We start from the raw sequence: 15,934 nt of genomic DNA, 5'->3' as shown, positions 1-15,934 counted from the left end.
GTCGCCCGGACGGGCCGCCGCACCACCGCCTCCACCGTCCGGCTGCGGGAGACCGCAATCTCCCGCAGCCGGACGGTGCGCGCGGCGGACGATCCGCCCGACGTCCGCCGGTGGTTCTAGGCTCGAAGGGCAGTGCCGCGCCCGGTCGGGGCGCGGTGCCGGGCAAGGAGGGCCGCATGTCAGTACGGCGCGTGATGGGGATCGAGACCGAGTACGGGATCTCCGTCCCCGGACACCCCAACGCCAACGCCATGCTCACCTCGTCGCAGATCGTCAACGCCTACGCGGCGGCGATGCAGCGGGCGAGGCGGGCCCGGTGGGACTTCGAGGAGGAGAACCCGCTCCGGGACGCCCGGGGTTTCGACCTCGCGCGCGAGGTCGCGGACTCCAGCCAGCTCACCGACGAGGACATCGGCCTGGCGAACGTGATCCTGACCAACGGCGCCCGGTTCTACGTCGACCACGCCCATCCGGAGTACAGCGCCCCGGAGACCACCAACCCGCGCGACGCCGTGCTCTGGGACAAGGCCGGCGAGCGGGTCATGGCCGCCGCCGCGGCGCGCGCCGCGGAGCTGCCCGGCGCCCAGCCGATCCACCTCTACAAGAACAACACCGACAACAAGGGCGCCTCCTACGGCTGCCACGAGAACTACCTGATGAGGCGGTCGACGCCGTTCACGGACATCGTCCGCCACCTCACCCCGTTCTTCGTCTCCCGGCAGGTGGTCTGCGGGGCCGGCCGGGTCGGCATCGGCCAGGACGGCTCGGCGCACGGCTTCCAGATCAGCCAGCGCGCGGACTACTTCGAGGTCGAGGTCGGCCTGGAGACGACCCTCAAACGGCCCATCATCAACACCCGGGACGAGCCGCACGCCGACGCCGAGCGCTACCGCCGGCTCCACGTCATCATCGGCGACGCCAACCTCTCCGAGGTCTCCACCTATCTCAAGCTGGGCACGACCGCCCTGGTCCTCTCCATGATCGAGGACGGCTTCATCTCGGTGGACCTCGCCGTGGACCAGCCGGTGCGCACCCTGCACCAGGTCTCGCACGACCCCACGCTCCAGCAGATCGTCACGCTCCGCAACGGCCGCACCCTCACCGCGGTGCAGCTCCAGATGGAGTACTGCGAGCTCGCCCACAAGTACGTCGAGGACCGCTACGGCGCCGACGCCGACGACCAGACCCGCGACGTGCTCGACCGCTGGGAGGACGTCCTCGGCCGCCTGGAGCGCGACCCGATGAGCCTGAGCCGGGAGCTGGACTGGATCGCCAAGAAGGAGATCCTGGAGGGGTACCGGCAGCGCGACGGCCTGGACTGGGACAACCCCCGGCTCCACCTGGTCGACCTGCAGTACTCCGACGTGCGGGCCGAGAAGGGCCTGTACAACCGCCTGGTGGCCCGTGGGCGCTTCGAGCGGCTGCTGGACGAGGACGCGGTCGCCAGGGCCGCCGTCAAGCCCCCGGAGGACACCCGGGCGTACTTCCGCGGCCGCTGCCTGGAGCAGTACGCGGACCACGTCGCGGCCGCCTCCTGGGACTCGGTGATCTTCGACCTGCCCGGACGGGACTCGCTGCAGCGCGTGCCCACGCTGGAGCCGCTGCGGGGCACCCGCAACCACGTGAAGGAGCTGCTCGACCGCTGCCGCACCGCGGAGGACCTCGTCCGCGTGCTGTCCGGCTCGTGACCCGGCGGTCACCAAGGGTGAAGCCCCCCTCCGGGGGGAACCATGAGGAGGAGCACCGGTCGTCGAGGAAGGTGCGCGTAACCGGAGCGCTTGTCACAGCCCGTAGGTAGGGTCTGACCAGTATCGCAGTCGAAGTGAGCGGGGTGAGGGAGATGGCGACCAAGGACACCGGCGGCGGCCAGCAGCGGGCCAACCGCTCCTCCGAGGAGGTCGAGGAGCAGGCCCCCGAGGCGCAGGGCTCGGACGACCTCAAGGAGCGGCAGGACAAGCTCTCCGACGACGTCGACGCCGTCCTGGACGAGATCGACGAGGTGCTGGAGTCGAACGCCGAGGACTTCGTCCGCGGGTTCGTCCAGAAGGGCGGCGAGTAGCGGCAGGACGGCGCCCGGTCCGGGGGACGGGCGGCACCGCGGAGCACTCTCCGGAGTGCTCCGCGGTCTGCTGACCGCCCGGACCGGACCGGGTGCCCGCCCGCCGCGGACGCGGTGCGTTCCCGCACCGCGGACGCGGTGGAAGACGACCATGGAACGGGTAGGGTCCGTGCCGTACTGGTACGGCGGACCGCCGCCTTCTAGGAAGGGATCGTGTGGAAGCCAACACTCACGGCACCGGGCGTCTGCCGGCTGCCTTCCTGACCCCCGGGTCCTCCTCGTTCATCGACTTCCTGGGGCAGCACTCCCCGGAGCTGCTGCCCGGCCGCCGTCCGGCGGCCGGCGCGGCCGCGCTGGAGGCCCCGCACGGGACGACCATCGTCTCGGCCTCCTTCCGCGGCGGCGTGGTGCTGGCCGGCGACCGCCGCGCCACCATGGGCAACGTCATCGCCCAGCGCGACATCGAGAAGGTCTTCCCCGCCGACGAGTACTCCGCGGTCGGCATCGCCGGCACCGCGGGCCTCGCCGTGGAGATGGTGCGGCTCTTCCAGCTGGAGCTGGAGCACTACGAGAAGATCGAGGGCGCCCAGCTCTCCCTGGAGGGCAAGGCCAACCGCCTCTCCACGATGATCCGCGGCAACCTCGGCATGGCCATGCAGGGCCTCGCGGTGGTCCCGATCTTCGCCGGGTACGACCTCGACGAGGGCCGCGGCCGGATCTTCACCTACGACGTCACCGGCGGCCGCTCCGAGGAGCGCGGCTTCGCGGCCACCGGCTCGGGCTCGGTCTTCGCCCGCGGGTCGATGAAGAAGCTCTACCGCGACGACCTCACCGCCGACCAGGCCGCCACCCTGGCCGTCCAGGCCCTGTACGACGCCGCCGACGACGACTCGGCCACCGGCGGCCCGGACCTCGCCCGGCGGATCTTCCCCATCGTGGCCCTGGTGACCGAGGACGGCTTCCGCAGGCTGTCCGACGACGAGGTCGCCGAGATCGCACGCTCGGTGACCGCCGGGCGGATGGAGCAGCCCGACGGGCCCCAGGCGCCGCTGCTGTAGCCCCGGGGGCCCCGCCCCGTCCGCAACCCACCCCCGGCCCCGTCCGGGCCCACCGACAGAAGGGGACGACAGCCGGTGTCGACGCCGTTCTACGTCTCACCCCAGCAGGCCATGGCGGACCGCGCCGAGTACGCCCGCAAGGGCATCGCGCGCGGCCGCAGCGTGGTCGTGCTCACCTACACCGACGGCATCGTCTTCGTGGCGGAGAACACCTCCCGGGCGCTGCACAAGGTCAGCGAGATCTACGACCGCATCGCCTTCGCCGCCGTCGGCCGCTACAACGAGTTCGAGAACCTGCGCATCGGCGGCGTCCGCTACGCCGACCTGCGCGGCTACTCCTACGACCGGGCCGACGTCACCGCCCGCGGCCTGGCCAACGTCTACGCCCAGACCCTCGGCACCATCTTCTCCTCGGTCGGCGAGAAGCCGTACGAGGTCGAGCTGATCGTCGCCGAGGTCGGCAAGGGCCCCGAGGACGACCAGATCTACCGGCTCACCCCCGACGGCTCGGTCGTGGACGAGCACAACAGCGTCGTCGTGGGCGGCAACGCCGACTCCATCGGCAACTACCTGGGCCAGCGCCACCGGTCCGGGCTCACCCTGGCCGAGGCGCTCCGGCTCGCCGTGGACTCCCTGGCCCGGGACCCCAACGGGGGCACCCCCCGCACCATCACCCCGGAGCAGCTGGAGGTGGCCGTGCTGGACCGCAGCCGCCCCCAGAAGCGCAAGTTCAAGCGGGTCCTCGGCGCCCAGCTGGGCCGCCTGCTGGCCGCCGAGGACGACGCGCCCGTCGCGCCCCCGCTGGAGAGGAAGCCGGCCGGGCCGGAGGACGGCGGCGAGGGTGCCGCCGAGGGCGGCGGGGGCCCGTCCGCGCCCCTGCTCTGAGCCCCGCCCCGGAGCCCCTGCGGGACCGGAGCCCCTGAGGGACCCGCCGGGCCCCCTGCGGGCCCCTCCCGGCCCGCCGGGGCCGGGAGGGCCGCCCGGACTCCGCGCGGGCCGTTCCGGCCCCGCGCCGCCGGGCCGGTGCGCCTCCGCGACGACCAGCGGTCGCGGGGGCCCACCGGCATGCCCGGAGCGCCCCCGCACAGGTCCGCGCCGGCCGGGGCGGCGGCCCGCGCCGCCGACGGGGCCGATCGGCGGAAGTCCCGCCGCACCCGCGGGCCGTGATCGAACCGCCGTCCCCGAAACGGTTTCAGAAGCGGCTCAAAAGCGTAAAGTCCCCTCATGGACCGCCGCATTTTCGGGCTGGAGAACGAGTACGGTGTCACCTGCACGTTCCGGGGGCAGCGGCGCCTGTCCCCGGACGAAGTGGCGCGCTACCTCTTCCGCCGTGTCGTCTCGTGGGGCCGCAGCAGCAACGTCTTCCTGCGCAACGGCGCCCGCCTCTACCTGGACGTCGGATCGCACCCGGAGTACGCCACCCCGGAATGCGACGACGTCACCGAACTGGTCACCCACGACAAGGCCGGGGAACGCATCCTCGAAGGGCTCCTCGTGGACGCCGAGAGGCGCCTGCACGAGGAGGGCATCGCCGGGGACGTCTACCTCTTCAAGAACAACACCGACTCCGCCGGGAACTCCTACGGCTGCCACGAGAACTACCTCGTGGCGCGGCACGGGGAGTTCTCCCGGCTGGCCGACATCCTCATCCCCTTCCTGGTCACCCGCCAGCTGATCTGCGGCGCCGGCAAGGTGCTGCAGACCCCGCGCGGCGCCGTGTACTGCGTCAGCCAGCGGGCCGAGCACATCTGGGAGGGCGTCAGCTCGGCCACCACCCGCTCCCGGCCGATCATCAACACCCGCGACGAGCCGCACGCCGACGCGGAGCGCTACCGCCGCCTGCACGTGATCGTCGGCGACTCCAACATGTCGGAGACCACCACCCTGCTCAAGGTCGGCGCCACCGACCTGGTGCTCCGCATGATCGAGGCCGGCACGGTGATGCGCGACCTCACCCTGGAGAACCCCATCCGGGCCATCCGCGAGGTCAGCCACGACCTCAGCGGCCGCCGCCAGGTCCGCCTGGCCAACGGCCGGGAGGCCTCCGCGCTGGAGATCCAGGAGGAGTACTACGCCAAGGCGGTCGAGTTCGCCGACCGCCGCGGCATCCGCACCGGCACGGTGGAGCGCGTCCTGGACCTGTGGGGCCGCACCCTCGACGCGGTCCGCACCGAGGACCTCGCCAAGGTCGGCACGGAGATCGACTGGGTCATGAAGTACCAGCTGATCGAGCGCTACCGGGAGAAGAACGGGATGAGCATGTCGCATCCCCGGGTGGCCCAGATCGACCTGGCGTACCACGACATCCACCGCCGCCGCGGCCTGTTCTACCTGCTGCAGAACAAGGGGCAGGCGGAGCGGGTGACCACCGACCTCAAGACCTTCCAGGCCAAGTCGGTGCCGCCGCAGACCACCCGGGCCCGCCTCCGCGGCGACTTCATCCGCCGCGCCCAGGAGCAGCGCCGGGACTTCACGGTCGACTGGGTGCACCTCAAGCTCAACGACCAGGCGCAGCGGACGGTCCTGTGCAAGGACCCCTTCCGCTCCGTGGACGAGCGGGTGGACAAGCTCATCGCCGGCATGTGACCGGCCCGCGGAGGGCGGGCGCACGGCCGCCGGGCCGCTGATCGGAAGGGATGACCGATCACCGGTCCGGCGGAGCGTCGGCCGCCGCCTGCCGGGAACGGCGGCACGTCGGGTCCTATGGTGTCCGGAGAGTCCGGACATCAGGGGGCCCGACCCGTGTGTCCGGCCCCCGGCGGGCCGGGGAGCCGGTCCGGGGGCCCGGTCCCGTGCGTCCGGTCCCCGTGCGCCGGCCCATGGGCCGGCCTGAGCGACCGACAGTGAGGAACGCCGTGCGTCCCATCGCCGCGCTGCTCGTCCTGCCCCTCATGCTCCTCACCGGGTGCGGCAGCGACGGCGGCTCCAAGGGCCCGAGCAGCCCCCCGGCCTCCGCCTCCGCCCCGGCCTCGCCGCCGCCGGTGCCGACCCCGGTGGCCTCCGCGTCGCCGATGCCCTCCGTCTCCGGGGCCCCGGGGAGGAGGGCGTCCATCACCCTCCCCTCCGGGCCGCCCACCGGCAGGTTCGTGGTGGCCACGGCCACGCAGGGGACCGGTCCGGTCGTCGGCAAGGGGGACTGGGTGACGATCCAGTACACCGCCACGGACTGGACGACCCGCAAGGCCATCCCCAGCTCCTACGACCGCGGCCAGAAGCCGCAGCTCTACCAGGCGGGCTCCGGCCAGCTGATCCCGGCCTTCGACACCGGGGTGGTGGGCCGCAGGGTCGGCAGCCGGGTGCTGGTGGTGGCGCCGCCCGCGGCCGCCTTCGGCGGCAAGGGCAGCACCGCCCTGGGGGTGGGCCCGGACGACACGCTGGTCTTCGCGGTCGACATCCTGAGCGCCGTGCCCCAGGACACCGTGCTGCGGGGCCGGGCCGTCCCGGCGCCGTCCGGCATGCCGCAGGTGAAGGACAACGGGAAGGCGGCCGCCACCATCACCGTGCCCGCCGGGCAGAAGCCGCCGACCGCGCTGCAGAAGGCGGTGCTGATCAAGGGCGACGGGCCGAAGGTGGCCTCCGGGCAGACGATCGTCGCCCAGTACACGGGTGCGCTGTGGGCGACGGGGAAGAACTTCGACTCCTCCTGGGACCACGGCGGCGCCACCGCGTTCCAGATCGGCACCGGCAACGTCATCAAGGGCTGGGACCAGGGGCTGGTCGGCCAGACCGTGGGCAGCAGGGTGCTGCTGGTCATCCCGCCGTCGCTCGGCTACGGGGCCAAGGCGCAGGGCCCCATCCCCGCCGACTCCACGCTGGTCTTCGTCATCGACATCCTCCAGGCCGTCTGACGTCCTCCCGGCCGGGCGGCCGCGGGGACGGGCACCCGGCCCGGGGGCCCCGCCCGGCCGCCCGGCCGCGGGCGCGTACGGGGCCCCCGGGCCGCCGCTCCGGGCCGCCGCCCGGCCGGACCTGACATACTGCTGCCGCTCTGCGCAGCAGTGACGAGGAACGGCGAATTGGGGAGTCATGTCTGAGAACGCGCCGGGCCCGGGCGACCCCCGCGGGACCAGCGACCCGGCCGCGCTGCGGCCGGGCGGGGCCGTGGGCGGCACGGGCGAGTCCATAGTGGTCCGCAAGGCGGAGGTCGGACGCCGGGTGGCCCGGCCCGCGGAGGAGGAGCAGCCGCAGGTCTTCGCCTCCAACGTGCGGCGCCGCCCGCAGTCCGAGGCCGGGTACGACGAGGAGCCGACCGGCGTCGGCCGGCTCGGCGTGGTGCTCGGCACGGTCCTCGCCGTGCTGCTCGTCGGCAGCGGTGTCACGCTGTACCTGGCCAACCGGGGCGGCGACGACGCGGCCGCGCCGGCCGCCGAGGCCGCGCAGACCCCCACGGCCGCCCCGTCCGCGCCGCCGCAGCCGACCGTGCCGCCGATCAAGGACACCGCCGCGGTGCTCCCGACCGTCACCGGCGCCTTCGGGAAGCCGGCGGTCATCCAGGTGCCCAAGGCCAAGCCCGACGGCACCTTCGTGGTGAAGACCCTCTCCCAGGGCGGCGGCCCGGTGGTGAAGAAGGGCGACTGGGTCACCGTCGACTACACGGGCAAGGACTGGGAGAGCGGGAAGGCCATCCCCGGCTCGTACGACAAGGGCGGCCACCCGCAGTTCTTCCAGGCCGGCGCGGGCGAGCTCATCGCCGCGCTGGACCGGAGCATCGCGGGCCACCGGGTGGGCAGCCGCGTCCTCGTCGTCGCGCCGCCCGCGGCCGCCTTCGGCGCCCAGGGCAACCCGCAGGCGGGGGTGGGCCCCGGGCACACCCTGACCTTCGCCCTGGACATCGTCCGGGCCACCGACCCGGCGGCCGTCGTCCAGGGCGCCCCGGTGCCGGCCCCGGCCGGCCTGCCGCAGGTCCAGGACCACGGCAGGAAGGCGGCGACCATCACGCCGCCCAAGGGCGTCCCCGCGCCCAAGGAGCTGAAGTCCGCCGTGCTGATCCCGGGCAAGGGCCCGAAGGTCACCGCCGGGCAGAAGGTCGTGGTCCAGTACACCGGCCTGCTCTACAGCAACGGCAAGAAGTTCGACTCCTCGCTGGACCGCGGCCAGGCGTTCTCCTTCGCCACCGGCGGCGGCCAGGTCATCGAGGGCTGGGACAAGGGCCTGGTCGGGCAGAAGGTCGGCAGCCGCGTCGAGCTGGTGATCCCGCCGTCCCTCGGCTACAAGGACCAGGCGCAGGGCTCCATCCCCGCGAACTCCACCCTGGTGTTCGTCGTGGACATCCTGGACGCGGGGTAGGAATGACCGGGCGGCCGCCCTCGCGGCGTCCCGCCCTGTACGCGACAGACGTGCCCCGGAACCGCCGGGGCCATGGAAAGAGGCATTGTGAGCATCGAGAAGCCGCTGGTTGACTTCCCGGGCGGCGAGCCGCCGGCCGAGCTGCAGATCCGCGACATCTGGGTGGGCGACGGGGCCGAGGCCAAGCCGGGTCAGACGGTGGAGGTCCACTACGTGGGCGTCGCCTTCAGCACCGGCGAGGAGTTCGACGCCAGCTGGAACCGCAACCAGACGTTCCGCTTCCCGCTGGGCGGCGGCCGGGTCATCAAGGGCTGGGACCAGGGCGTCGTCGGCATGAAGGTCGGAGGCCGCCGCGAGCTGGTCATCCCGGCTCACCTGGCCTACGGCAACCAGAGCCCCACCCCCGCCATCAAGCCCGGCGAGACGCTGATCTTCGTGGTGGACCTGCTGTCGGTCTGACGCCGCCGCCCGACCGGCCCCGCGGCCGGTCCCGCCGGCCGCGACCCGCACGCCGCCCCCCGGTCCGCCGGGGGGCGGCGTGCGTTCCGGGCCGCCCGCACACCCGTGCCCCGACTTCACCCCCGCACCAGGTTTCCCAGGTCGCGCCGGTGACGGTACGGTCGAGGCGCCGGGCACCGCCGCCCGGCGGGTGCCCCGTGCACCGGCAGCACACCGGAAGGGTCAGCGATGGCGATCGCCAAGGCAGAGCGGCTGATGAACCTCGCCCTGTGCCTGATGAACACCCGGCGTCCGCTCTCCAAGCGGGAGCTCCGGGACTCCATCGAGGCCTACCGGGAGGCGTCCGCCTCCGGCAGCGAGGACGCCTTCAACCGGATGTTCGAGCGGGACAAGGACGACCTGCGGGAACTCGGCCTGGTCATCGACATCGACGAGTCCGCGCTCGACGGCGAGGCCGGCTACGTCGCCCGCCGCGACCGCAACCGGCTCCCCGAGATCGCCCTGGACGCGGAGGAGGCCGCCGCGCTCAGCCTGGCCGCCCGGGTCTGGCAGCAGGCGCGGCTCGCGGGCGCCGCCAGCGGCGCCCTGCAGAAGCTCCGCGCGGCCGGCGTGCCCTTCGAGGAGGCCGCCGACCGGGAGCACACCGCCCTGGAGCCGCGCATCCTCGCCCGCGAGGCCGCCTTCGAACCCCTCCTGGCCGCCGCCCGCGACCGCCGCCCGGTGGCCTTCGACTACCGCAAGGCGGGGGCCGTCGACCCCGAGCAGCGCACCGTCGAGCCCTGGGCGCTGGAGTGCTGGCACGGCCACTGGTACGTGGCGGGCTGGGACCGCGACCGCAAGGACGTCCGGGTCTTCCGGCTCAGCCGCATCACCGGCCGGGTCCGCGCCCGCGCCGGCCGGTTCACGGCCGAGGTGCCCGACCACGTGGACGTGCGCGAGACCGTCGCCCGCTTCGCCGGCGAGGGCGCCACCGCCGCCGCCCGCATCCGGCTGCGCCGGGGCGCGGCCTTCCCGCTGCGGGCGAAGGCGCTGTCGGTCGAGCCGGTGGACGCCGACTGGGACGAGCTGGAGGTGCCCCACGGCCACGGCCTGGGCGCCTGGCTCGCCGAGTTCGGCGCCGACGTGGTGGTCCTCGGGCCGGACGACCTGCGCGCCGACGTCGTCGACCGGCTGCGCGCCGTCGCCGGCCTCGCCCCCGCGGGCCCCGCCGCCGGGACCGCCGACGCCCCCGCCGCCGGGACCGCCGACGCCCCCGCCCCCGGGACCGCCCGGGGCGCCTCCGCCCCCGAGACCGCCCCCCAGGGAGCCCAGCGGTGAGCAACGCCATCGACCAGACCCGCCGGATGCTCTCCCTCGTCACCTACCTGCGCGAACGCCCCGGCGCCCGGGTCGGCGAGGTCGCCCGCGCCTTCGGCGTCACCGAGCAGGAGCTCGTCGCCGACCTGAACGTGCTGCCCATGTGCGGCACCAGCTTCCGCGGCGGCGACCTCCTCGACATCGACACCGACGGCGAGCGCATCTGGTGGCACAACGCCGACGACGTGGCCCAGCCGCTGCGCCTGGCCGCCGACGAGGCCACCGCCCTGCTGGTCGCCGCCCGCGCGGTCGCGGCCCTGCCCGGCCTGCGCGAGCGGGACCGGCAGGCGCTCACCCGGGCCGTCGCCAAGATCGAGTTCGCCGCCGGCGAGAGCGCCCAGGGCAGCGCCCGGGTCGGCGTCACCTTCGAGGCCGAGGGCCACGTCTTCGCCGACGTCGACCGGGCCCTCTCGGAGCGCCGCCGGCTCTGGCTCCGCTACTACTCCTACGGCCGCGGCGGCATGACCGAGCGCGAGGTGGACCCCATCCGCCTGGTCACCGAGGGCCACACCTACCTGGAGGCCTGGTGCCGGGTCTCCGAGGGGCGCCGCATGTTCCGGCTCGACCGGGTCGCCGACATCCGCGTCCTGGACACCCCCGCCGACCCGCCGCCGCTGGAGGTGCGCGACCTCTCCGACGGGCTGGTGCACCCCGACGCCGACGACCCCGAGGTCGTCCTGGAGGTCGGACCGGCCGGCCGCTGGGTCACCGAGTACTACACCCACGACGAGGCGGTCGAGCTTCCCGACGGCGGGCTGCGTATCACCCTGCGCACCCCGGAACCCGCCGGGCTGCGCCGCCTGGCCCTGCGGCTCGGACGCGACGGCCGCATCGCCGCCCCCGCGGACCTCGCCGCACAGGCCCGCGCCGCCGCACTGGAGGCGCTGGCCGCCTACGGGGCCGACGGGTCCGTGCAGGGGACGGCGGGGAGCTGACCGGCGCCCCGGGGCGGCGGGACGGGGCCCGGACGGGCCCGGAGAGGAACGGAATGCGGGTGTCCGCGACCACGCGTTTCAAGGCGTTCTGCACGGAGTGCCGCAGCAAGGTGGAGCTGGGGGCGGAGGCACTGCGCCTCGCCGTCGGCCGTACCCGCGAGCGGACCTTCTACAGCTTCACCTGTCCGGAGTGCGGCGCCGCGGTGCGCAGGCCGGCCGGCGAGCGCATCGTCGCCGCGCTGACCGGCGCGGGTGTCAGCACCATGCGGCTGCACCTGGGGCCGTGAGCCCGCGGTCCGTGACGTCGTGGTCCGGGGCGCGGCGGTCCGTGACGTCGTGGTCCGGGGCGCGGCGGTACGTGGCGCCGCCGGCGCCCCCGCCCCCGCGACGCCGCCGTCCGGGTCCGGCGCCCCATGCCCTAGGCTCGGCGGCATGCCTTGGATGACCACCGCCGCCGTCGGACTGGCCACGGCCGGGCTGCTGGTGCTCGGCCTGCTCGCGGTGCGGCTCTGGCGTGACGTGCGCCACCTCGCCCGCGAGGTGGACGCGGCCTCCCGCGCCGTCGCCCACGCCGCCGCGACGCTGGAGGATGCCGCCGCGCCCCTGGCCGACGCCCTCGCCGCGACCGCCCCCGCCGCCGGCCGGTGACCTCCGCACGGTCCTCGGACTCGTCCCCCGCCTCCCGACCGCGTTACGCTCGTGAAGCGGACCCCGGGCAGGCGACGGGGCCCGTCCCCACGGAGACCGGCCGGAGTATCCCGGCCGTTCATCCGCGCAGGCTACGATCGCCGGCAGGAGACCGGTACAGCTGCCCGGACCGTGCCTCCCGCGCCTCGACCCGCAGGCGCACACCTCTGACAAGCCCCTCGGTGGGAAGGTAGTCGCACATGTTCGGCAGGCTCGGAGCACCCGAGATCATCCTCATCCTCGTGGTCGTCGTACTGCTGTTCGGGGCCAAGCGGCTCCCCGACATGGCCCGCTCCCTCGGCCAGTCGCTGCGGATCCTCAAGAGCGAGACGAAGGCCATGAAGGCGGACGGCGCCGCCCAGGACCACCCCGCGGACCCGGCCCCCGTCGCACCGAAGACCATCCAGGCCGCCCCCGGCGACGCCGCCGGCGCCCGTCCGGTCGGCGAGCAGGCCGCCGCGCCGCAGCAGGACGCCCAGCGCTGACCCTCCGGTCCGCGCACCGCCTCCCGCACCACCAGCAGAGCCGCGGGCGGGCCGCCCGGCCCCCTGCACGAGTCGAGGACCAGGGTTGCTGAAGTCCGCCAAGGCTGCCGCCAGGGCGCCGAAGGACCCCGAGGGGCGCATGTCCCTCGGTGACCACTTGAGGGAGCTGCGCAACCGCCTGATGAAGGCCGTGGGCGCCATCCTGGTGGTCACGATCGCCGCCGCCTTCTACTACCGGGACCTGATCGACTTCCTGATCCGGCCCCTCGACGGCTGTACGGCCAAGATGAACGGCACCGGCGGCGAGCAGTGCATCATCGCCGTCACCAACCTGCTGTCGCCGTTCGGCCTGGCCATCAAGGTCTCCCTCACCGCGGGCCTCATCATCGCGAGCCCCGTGTGGCTGTACCAGCTGTGGGCGTTCATCGCGCCGGGCCTGCACCGGCACGAGAAGAAGTACAGCCTGGCCTTCCTCGCCCTCGGCATCCCCCTCTTCCTCGGCGGCGCCTGGTTCGCGTACTCGATCCTGCCGACCACCGTCGCCACGCTGCAGTCGTTCACGCCGCACAACGCGACCAACATCCAGAACGTCGACGACTTCCTCAACATCGCGACCCGCATGGTCATCGTCTTCGGCCTCTCCTTCGAGCTGCCGCTCGTCCTGATCATGCTGAACTTCGGCGGTGTCCTCAGCGCCCGCCGGATGGGCGGCTGGTGGCGGGGCATGGTCATGGGCATCACCCTCTTCACGGCGATCGCCACCCCGACGACCGACCCGGTCAGCATGCTGCTCCTCGCCGGGCCGATCCTGCTGCTCTACGTCCTCGCCTGCGCCGTGGCCTGGCTCAACGACCGGCGCCGCGGCCGGGCACGGGCCGCGGACCCCAACGCCGGACTGGACGACGAGGAGGCCTCCGTCCTGGACCTGGCCCCGGCCCCGCTCGCCCCCGTGGAGCACGTCGGCGGAGCCGCCCCCCTCCTCGGGGAGCCCGGACCGGCCGAGGCGCAGGCGGGGCGCGCCGAGCGCTTCGACGACGTCACCTGACCCCCTGATGGCGGACACCGGCCCCCCGGACACCGGGCCCCTCCACGGCGGGCTCCCGTGCGCCGGACCTCCCGACAGCGGACCCCCCGGCACCGGCCCCTCCGGCACCGGGCTCCCCGACACCGGCCCCCCGGGGCCCGGCGCGCAGCCGCTCCCGCACCGCGAACGGGTCATGGTGCAGGAGCGGCTGCGCGACCAGATCGCCAAGGCCCTGCGCGCCGCACTGGCCTCGGGCGAGCTGGAGCCCGGCGCCCTGTACTCCGCTCCCGTGCTCGCCGCCCGGTACGGCGTCTCGGCGACCCCCGTCCGCGAGGCGATGCTCGACCTGGTCCGGGAGGGCCTGGTGGAACCGGTCCGCAACAAGGGCTTCCGGGTGACCGAGCCGAGCGGGCGCGACCTGGCCGAGTTCGCCGAGGTGCGGGCGCTGGTCGAGGTCCCCACCGCCGGGCTCGTCGCCCGCACCGCCACCCCCGCCCAGCTCGGCGCGCTGCGCCCGCCGGCCGAGGAGGCGGTGGCCGCCGCGGAGCGCGGCGACGCCGCCGGCTGCCGGGAGGCCTCCCGCCGCTTCCACGCGGCGCTGCTGGGCCTGTCCGGGAACCGGCGGCTGGTCGAGGTCGCCGCCGACCTCGGCAGGCGGTCCTCCCCGCCCGGCGCCCCGGGACCGGAGGACCTGGCCGCCGCGGCCCGGGACCACCTGGACCTGCTGGACCTGCTGGCCGCCGGCGACGCGGCCGGCGCCGAGCGCTGCATGCGCCGCCACCTGGACCGCCTCCGGGGGGCCGGCCTCCCGGCCCCCCGGAGGGGCCGGCCGGCCGGCCGGAGCGGGACGCCCGGGGTTCAGAACGTCAGTCGCCAGCTGTCGATGTAGCCGGTGTCCTGCGCGTACCTGTCCTGCACCCGCAGCCTCCAGGTGCCGTTCGCGACCTCCGAGGAGGCGTTCACCGTGTAGGTGGTGCTCACGTTGTCGGCGGAGTCGCTCGTGCTGCTGCTCTTCAGCCGGTACGTGCTGCCGTCCGGCGCCACCAGGTCGACGACCAGGTCGCCGCGGTAGGTGTGCTTGATCTCCACGCCGACCTTCAGGGTGGAGGGGGCGTTGCCGGTGATCCCGCTGACGGTGACGGGCGACTCCACGGCGGCGCCCGCGTCGGGGATCGCGACGTCCGCGGTGTTCTCGAAGACGGTCCCGGGCGGGGGCGGGGTGGCCGTGCCGGTGCCGAGCGTCCAGACGGCGTTGGCGATGGCGTCGGTGTTGTTGTCCAGCGCCGTCGTGCTCAGGTTGGCCGAGGTGTCGCAGGAGGCGTGGTAGCACGCGTCGAACGCCCGGCCCGCGGTGCCGCCCCACTTGGCGGCCTGGGCGGAGGTCTTGATGTAGTCGGCGCCCGAGAACAGGCCGCCGACCCGGATCCCGGCGTTCTTGAACGGCGAGTGGTCCGAGCGGCCGTCGCCCTCGGTCTCGGGCTCGGTCGCGATGCCCTTGGCGGTGAACCAGTCCTTGAAGAGCGACTCCAGCGCCGGGTCGTCGTCGTAGACGAAGTAGCCGGGGTTGGGCGAGCCGATCATGTCGAAGTTGAGGTACGCGTCGATCGAGGACCGCTGGGCGGCGGAGAGGCCGTTCACGTACTGCTTCGACCCGACCATGCCGTACTCCTCGGCGCCCCACCACGCGAACCGCAGGTGCTTGGCGGGCTGCAGTCCGGCCCGGGAGACGGCGAGCGCGACCTCCAGGATGCCGGCCGAGCCGGAGCCGTTGTCGTTGATGCCGGGGCCGGCCGTCACCGAGTCGAGGTGCGCGCCGGACATCACCGTGTGGGCGGTGTCGCCGCCGGGCCAGTCGGCGATCACGTTCCAGCCGGTGGCGCCGTTGTAGGTGAAGGACTGCAGGGTCGTGGTGAACCCGGCCGCGTCCAGCTTGCCCTTGACGAAGTCGACCGAGGCCCGGTACCCGGTCCGGCCGTGGGCCCGGTTGCCGCCGTTGGCGTTGGCGACGGACTGCAGCTGGTCCAGGTCGGCCTTCACGTCGGCGACCGCGATGTCGGGCGCGGCGAGGGCGGGGGTCCCGAGGGCCGGGGCGAGGACGGGGGCGGTGCTCCTCCCGGTGCCCGCGGGTGCCGCGGAGGCGAGGGCCGAGGGGGCGAGCAGGGCGGTGGCGAGCGCGGCGACCGTGCCGGCCGCGGTGGCGCAGCGGCGCAGGCGGGTTGGCCGCACGGGGCGCTGTCCGGCGCTGGGTGTCATGGGGGCTCCGATGTCCGGCGGGGTGAGGCGGAACGAACGGATGCCCCGCGGCGCGGCCGGTGGGGCGTCCGATCGGAGGTGCGAGCCCGATGCTGAAGCCATGGATGTGTTCACGTCAATAGTGCGCCGCCGTGCGGGCCCCGAAAACGGTGCTATCGATGTCGGTGCCGCCGGGTAACCTCTGGCTTGAGATGCTCCTTCACCACACCGACCACACCCGCTGCGCCCCGGCGCCGGCCCAGGCCGACGCGGCCCCGCAGCCGCAGGCGCCGCCGCACGCCCTCCCGTCCAGCCCCAGCGGGCAGCACTCCCACGGGAAGAAGAGGTGACGC

16 protein-coding genes and 1 pseudogene are annotated in these 15,934 nt (G+C 74.3%); 16 read left to right on the top strand and 1 reads right to left on the bottom strand.

Going from position 1 to position 15,934, the window contains the following annotated elements; genetic code table 11:
* Window positions 1–176 precede the first annotated feature (176 nt).
* From dop to LO771_RS02560, 15 genes and pseudogenes are all read left to right on the top strand, one after another.
* The gene (dop, locus tag LO771_RS02630) at window positions 177–1,688 is read left to right on the top strand and encodes a depupylase/deamidase Dop (protein ID WP_374228039.1); all 1,512 of its coding nucleotides are present in this window, start codon (window positions 177–179) and stop codon (window positions 1,686–1,688) included.
* Window positions 1,689–1,840: 152 nt separating this feature from the next.
* On the top strand, window positions 1,841–2,059 hold the full coding sequence (locus tag LO771_RS02625; RefSeq protein WP_230647877.1) for a ubiquitin-like protein Pup: 219 nt from the start codon (window positions 1,841–1,843) through the stop codon (window positions 2,057–2,059).
* A 215-nt stretch (window positions 2,060–2,274) separates the two neighbouring features.
* On the top strand, window positions 2,275–3,117 hold the full coding sequence (gene prcB / locus LO771_RS02620) for a proteasome subunit beta (RefSeq protein WP_230647876.1): 843 nt from the start codon (window positions 2,275–2,277) through the stop codon (window positions 3,115–3,117).
* A 75-nt stretch (window positions 3,118–3,192) separates the two neighbouring features.
* On the top strand, window positions 3,193–4,002 hold the full coding sequence (gene prcA, locus LO771_RS02615) for a proteasome subunit alpha (RefSeq protein WP_230647875.1): 810 nt from the start codon (window positions 3,193–3,195) through the stop codon (window positions 4,000–4,002).
* A gap of 339 nt (window positions 4,003–4,341) precedes the next feature.
* Window positions 4,342–5,703, top strand: coding sequence for a Pup--protein ligase (pafA, locus tag LO771_RS02610; protein WP_230647874.1), 1,362 nt, complete (start codon window positions 4,342–4,344; stop codon window positions 5,701–5,703).
* 269 nt (window positions 5,704–5,972) lie between these two features.
* On the top strand, window positions 5,973–6,965 hold the full coding sequence (locus tag LO771_RS02605) for an FKBP-type peptidyl-prolyl cis-trans isomerase (protein WP_230647873.1): 993 nt from the start codon (window positions 5,973–5,975) through the stop codon (window positions 6,963–6,965).
* Between the two features lie 178 nt (window positions 6,966–7,143).
* Window positions 7,144–8,403, top strand: a complete 1,260-nt coding sequence (locus LO771_RS02600) for an FKBP-type peptidyl-prolyl cis-trans isomerase (RefSeq protein ID WP_230647872.1) — start codon at window positions 7,144–7,146, stop codon at window positions 8,401–8,403.
* Window positions 8,404–8,490: 87 nt separating this feature from the next.
* Window positions 8,491–8,862: an FKBP-type peptidyl-prolyl cis-trans isomerase gene (locus LO771_RS02595; protein WP_230647871.1), complete on the top strand. Its 372-nt coding sequence runs from the start codon at window positions 8,491–8,493 to the stop codon at window positions 8,860–8,862.
* A 228-nt stretch (window positions 8,863–9,090) separates the two neighbouring features.
* Window positions 9,091–10,047 (top strand): annotated as a pseudogene (locus tag LO771_RS02590) (helix-turn-helix transcriptional regulator); the annotation flags it as partial.
* Between the two features lie 158 nt (window positions 10,048–10,205).
* Window positions 10,206–11,153: a YafY family protein gene (locus LO771_RS02585; protein WP_230647954.1), complete on the top strand. Its 948-nt coding sequence runs from the start codon at window positions 10,206–10,208 to the stop codon at window positions 11,151–11,153.
* Window positions 11,154–11,206: 53 nt separating this feature from the next.
* Window positions 11,207–11,440: a hypothetical protein gene (locus tag LO771_RS02580; RefSeq protein WP_230647870.1), complete on the top strand. Its 234-nt coding sequence runs from the start codon at window positions 11,207–11,209 to the stop codon at window positions 11,438–11,440.
* 145 nt (window positions 11,441–11,585) lie between these two features.
* Window positions 11,586–11,801, top strand: a complete 216-nt coding sequence (locus LO771_RS02575) for a hypothetical protein (protein WP_230647869.1) — start codon at window positions 11,586–11,588, stop codon at window positions 11,799–11,801.
* Window positions 11,802–12,040: 239 nt separating this feature from the next.
* Window positions 12,041–12,325, top strand: coding sequence for a Sec-independent protein translocase subunit TatA (gene tatA / locus LO771_RS02570; RefSeq protein ID WP_230647868.1), 285 nt, complete (start codon window positions 12,041–12,043; stop codon window positions 12,323–12,325).
* Between the two features lie 139 nt (window positions 12,326–12,464).
* Window positions 12,465–13,370 carry a twin-arginine translocase subunit TatC gene (gene tatC, locus LO771_RS02565; RefSeq protein WP_230647867.1) on the top strand — a complete coding sequence of 302 codons (906 nt, stop codon included), beginning with the start codon at window positions 12,465–12,467 and terminating at the stop codon, window positions 13,368–13,370.
* A 172-nt stretch (window positions 13,371–13,542) separates the two neighbouring features.
* Window positions 13,543–14,238, top strand: a complete 696-nt coding sequence (locus LO771_RS02560; RefSeq protein WP_230647866.1) for a GntR family transcriptional regulator — start codon at window positions 13,543–13,545, stop codon at window positions 14,236–14,238.
* Here LO771_RS02560 and LO771_RS02555 read toward each other — a convergent pair.
* The gene (locus LO771_RS02555; protein WP_230647865.1) at window positions 14,208–15,602 is read right to left on the bottom strand and encodes a M28 family metallopeptidase; all 1,395 of its coding nucleotides are present in this window, start codon (window positions 15,600–15,602) and stop codon (window positions 14,208–14,210) included. The two genes, LO771_RS02560 and LO771_RS02555, sit on opposite strands and share 31 nt — an antisense overlap.
* Window positions 15,603–15,793: 191 nt before the next feature.
* On the opposite strand from LO771_RS02555, the gene LO771_RS02550 reads away from it, so the two are divergent.
* Window positions 15,794–15,931, top strand: a complete 138-nt coding sequence (locus LO771_RS02550) for a hypothetical protein (RefSeq protein WP_230647863.1) — start codon at window positions 15,794–15,796, stop codon at window positions 15,929–15,931.
* The last annotated feature ends 3 nt before the right edge of the window (window positions 15,932–15,934 follow it).

Source organism: Streptacidiphilus sp. ASG 303 (assembly GCF_020991365.1).
Taxonomy (GTDB): Bacteria; Actinomycetota; Actinomycetes; order Streptomycetales; family Streptomycetaceae; genus Peterkaempfera.
Note: the sequence above shows the minus strand (reverse complement) of the source record. Positions and strands in the feature narration are given on the sequence as shown.